The sequence below is a fragment of the Methylophaga sp. UBA5088 genome, from assembly GCF_002414625.1.
Classification (GTDB): Bacteria; Pseudomonadota; Gammaproteobacteria; order Nitrosococcales; family Methylophagaceae; genus Methylophaga; species Methylophaga marina.
Map to the genome: position 1 here is coordinate 12,622 of NZ_DIAC01000029.1, position 3,889 is coordinate 16,510.

At 44.7% G+C, this 3,889-nt stretch carries 4 protein-coding genes and 1 pseudogene; all 5 read left to right on the forward strand.

The window, feature by feature from the left end; genetic code table 11:
• Nucleotides 1-312, forward strand: a pseudogene (locus B4K20_RS03755) (flagellar biosynthetic protein FliP); the annotation flags it as partial.
• Between the two features lie 2 nt (nt 313-314).
• The gene (fliQ, locus tag B4K20_RS03760) at nt 315-584 is read left to right on the forward strand and encodes a flagellar biosynthesis protein FliQ (RefSeq protein WP_007146641.1); all 270 of its coding nucleotides are present in this window, start codon (nt 315-317) and stop codon (nt 582-584) included.
• A gap of 2 nt (nt 585-586) precedes the next feature.
• Nucleotides 587-1,369 (forward strand): flagellar biosynthetic protein FliR, encoded by a 783-nt coding sequence (gene fliR / locus B4K20_RS03765; protein WP_289243213.1) that lies wholly within the window; start codon nt 587-589, stop codon nt 1,367-1,369.
• Complete coding sequence (gene flhB / locus B4K20_RS03770; RefSeq protein ID WP_289281938.1) at nt 1,362-2,495, forward strand: flagellar biosynthesis protein FlhB; 1,134 nt, start codon at nt 1,362-1,364, stop codon at nt 2,493-2,495. Before fliR ends, flhB begins: the two co-directional genes overlap by 8 nt.
• A gap of 6 nt (nt 2,496-2,501) precedes the next feature.
• On the forward strand, nt 2,502-3,889 hold a 1,388-nt coding region (locus B4K20_RS03775), incomplete at its 3' end, for a flagellar biosynthesis protein FlhA (RefSeq protein WP_289281939.1).

A 3,889-nucleotide genomic window follows, 5' to 3' on the forward strand; every position in this document is an offset into this window, starting at 1 on the left:
CGGGAAAGTGATATTGCTTTGTTTGCCTCTATTGGTGGCTATGAAGAGATGCAAACACCACAAGACATTCCGTATAGCTTATTACTACCTTCATTTGTCACCAGTGAATTAAAAACGGCTTTCCAAATCGGCTTTTTGATTTTTATCCCTTTTTTAATCATCGACCTTGTCGTAGCCAGTGTCTTGATGGCCATGGGTATGATGATGCTTTCGCCTATGCTGATTTCCCTGCCCTTCAAATTAATGTTGTTTGTTTTGATTGATGGTTGGGCCTTACTCATGGGTACCCTCGCTTCGAGTTTTTACGTGTAATTATGACGCCAGAAACTGTCCTCACCGTTATGCAGCAAACCTTACAGATCATTTCGATTTTGATTGCTGCCATCTTGCTACCCGCTCTGCTGATTGGTTTATTGGTGAGCATGTTTCAGGCGGCGACATCAATCAATGAACAAACCTTAAGTTTTATTCCAAAACTGTTTATTACGCTATTGGTTTTGGTGATGGCAGGGCCTTGGATGTTAGAAATGGTGCTGGGTTTTACTCGTCGCTTGTATGAAGAAATACCGTTTCTCATCGGTTAACTATGGAAATCAGCACCGCTGAGATTACCGGAGTATTAGGGCAATACATGTGGCCCTTTATCCGTATTGCGGCCATGATTATGGTCGCTCCCATTTTTAGTAGTAATTTTCTCAGCGCGCGCACCCGCATCATCATCGCTTTAGCCATCAGTATCGTACTGGTTCCCAATATTCCTGCGAATGTGCCTACCGTCGAACCGTTGAGTATGGAAGGTTTTTTGATCATTGCTCAACAGATCCTGATTGGGGCCTGTATGGGTTTTATGCTGCAACTTCTTTTTAACGCCTTCATTGTGGCTGGGCAAATCATTGCCATGCAGATGGGGTTGGGGTTTGCTTCAATGGTGGATCCACAAAATGGCGTATTAGTCCCTGTTATCAGTCAGTTTTATCTTATTTTCATCACTTTGTTATTCATCACGGTCGATGGTCATTTGATTCTGATAAAGGTGTTATCAGAAAGTTTTGTCACTATGCCAATATCCAGTAGCGGTCTAACACCTACCGATCTTCGTGATGTTGTGGCACAAGCAAGTTGGATGTTTGCTGCTGGCGTAATTATTGCTCTACCTGCCATAGGTTCTATCATGATGGTTAATCTGGCGTTTGGCATCTTATCGCGAGCGGCTCCACAGATCAGTCCATTTTCTATCGGTTTTCCGATGACCATTGTGATGGGTTTTATCATTATGTTTGTCACGCTCCCTTTAGTGGCCGATCACTTAATGGACATGACGGATCATATACTGCAATTGACAAGGCTTATGGTGGTTCAGGATGGCTGAGCAAACCGGACAAGAAAAAACAGAACAGCCTACGGGTAAGCGTTTAGAAGACGCCCGGCAAAAAGGCCAAGTACCTCGCTCGAGAGAGTTAACAACTGTCTTGGTCCTGATTGCCAGTGCCATCGCCTTATTCATCATGGGCAGTAGCCTGATTGAGGATATGGCTGCTGTGATGAATGAGTCGCTGGTATTGAGTCGTAAAGAACTGTTTGATCCTGTGGCAATGGTGCATCATTTCATTCATATGATCGAAATCATCTCATTTGATTTAGGTCTATTTCTCTCCGTGACTGTCATTGCTGCTTTAGCTGCACCAGCCTTAATTGGTGGCTGGAATTTCTCTACGCAAGCAATGGCATTTAAGCCAGAAAAAATGGACCCCATCAAAGGGCTCAAACGTGTCTTTGGGCCACAAGGTCTGGTTGAGCTGGGTAAAGCATTAGGGAAATTTATTCTTATCGGTGCGATATCGACGGCTATTTTATGGGGAATACGTGACCAATTATTGACGCTTGGCACTCAGGAAGTGAACGTTGCTATGACAGATTTAGCGTATTTAACCTTATGGATATTTCTGGCAATTACCGCGAGTCTGATCTTAATTGCATTAATTGATGTGCCTTTCCAGCTATGGAATCACAGCCGACAATTGCGGATGACAAAGCAAGAAGTCAAAGATGAAATGAAACAGACGGATGGTAACCCCGAGGTCAAGGGCCGAATCAGACGTATGCAAATTCAAATGTCTCAGCAGCGGATGATGCAGGATATTCCTTCCGCTGATGTGGTTATCACCAACCCAACTCACTATGCTGTGGCAATGCGTTATGACCAATCTCGCTCTGGCGCTCCGATTGTTGTCGCTAAAGGTGCTGATTTAATTTCACAACAAATCCGTTTGGTCGCAGAGAATAACGATGTCCCTATTCTTGCCGCCCCTCCTCTGACTCGTGCTGTTTATTACTCAACAGAAATCGGCGAAGAAATCCCATCTGGTCTATATATTGCAGTAGCCCAAGTACTGGCTTTTGTATTCCAGTTGCGGCGCTACCGTAAACAAGGTGGTAATAAACCGCATCTGAATCCAGAAGATCTACCCATACCGGATGAATACAGACGAGATTAATGTTAGATGGAAAATAATGTACTGGCGGCCCGTTTTAAATCAGTCGTAAACGGTCAATTAGCCACACCAATGCTTCTGGTGGCATTGCTGGCCATGGTGATTCTGCCTTTACCAGCGTTTATGCTGGACATGCTCTTCACTTTTAATATTGCCTTATCACTGGTAATCGTATTAGCCAGTATTTACATGCTAAAACCGCTGCATTTTGCAGCCTTCCCAAGTATTTTGTTGATAGCGACCTTACTCAGGCTTGCCTTAAATGTGGCTTCAACGCGAATTATTTTGATGGAAGGCCATACTGGTGCTGCCGCAGCAGGAAACGTTATTGAAGCCTTCGGTGAGTTTGTTATTGGTGGTAACTATGCTGTGGGTTTTGTGGTCTTTGCCATCCTGGTTATTATCAACTTTGTCGTTGTCACCAAAGGTGCCACCCGTATTGCTGAAGTCAGTGCTCGGTTTACCTTAGACTCCATGCCCGGTAAACAGATGGCTATAGATGCCGATCTCAATGCCGGCCTTATCGATCAAGATGAAGCGCGTCGTCGTCGTGAAGAAATCATGCAGGAATCAGACTTTTACGGTTCTATGGATGGTGCCAGTAAATTTGTTCGGGGTGATGCGGTAGCCGGGATATTGATTCTGTTTATCAACATTATCGGTGGTTTTATTATTGGCGTTGCCCAACATGATTTAAGTTTTTCTCAAGCAGCACAAAACTACACGCTGTTAACCATTGGTGATGGCTTGGTCGCTCAGTTACCTTCACTTTTATTAGCCTCAGCAGCAGGCCTGCTGATTACACGCTCAACAAAAGAGCAGGATATGGGACAGCAGATTGTTAGTCAGTTGCTGAGCGATCCCAAAACACTGGCTGTCACCTCAACCATTATCGGTGGATTAGGCTTGATTCCAGGCATGCCTAATATCCCTTTCCTGATTCTAGCTGCTATTGGTGGCACCTGTGCATTCCTGATTCATAAGCGTCAAAAAGTTGCCACGGAAAATGAATTAGCGGCAGCACAACAGCCCACTTCAGAAGCTGCAAGAGAACAGCGTGAATTAAGTTGGGACGATCTCAGCCCTGTGGATCCAATCGGCCTGGAAGTCGGTTACCGACTGATTCCACTGGTAGATAAATCTCAGGGTGGGCAGTTAATGAATAGAATCAAAGGTATTCGTAAGAAAATATCACAGGAAATGGGCTTTTTAATCCCTCCCGTGCATATTCGAGACAACCTCGATCTGGCACCAACAGCCTATCAAATCACTCTGTTTGGTGTGACCTTTGGCGAAGCTGAAGTTTATCCCGACAGAATGTTAGCCATTAATCCTGGACAGGTTTTTGGCGATCTCGAAGGTATCAAAACGCAAGATCCGGCTTTTGGGCTAGACGC

What these genes read in the sequence shown, in the direction of transcription:
- fliR (WP_289243213.1), top strand. Translation starts at nt 587, where the DNA reads ATGGAAATCAGCACCGCTGAGATTACCGGAGTATTAGGGCAATACATG.
- flhB (WP_289281938.1), top strand. Translation starts at nt 1,362, where the DNA reads ATGGCTGAGCAAACCGGACAAGAAAAAACAGAACAGCCTACGGGTAAG.
- fliQ (WP_007146641.1), top strand. Translation starts at nt 315, where the DNA reads ATGACGCCAGAAACTGTCCTCACCGTTATGCAGCAAACCTTACAGATC.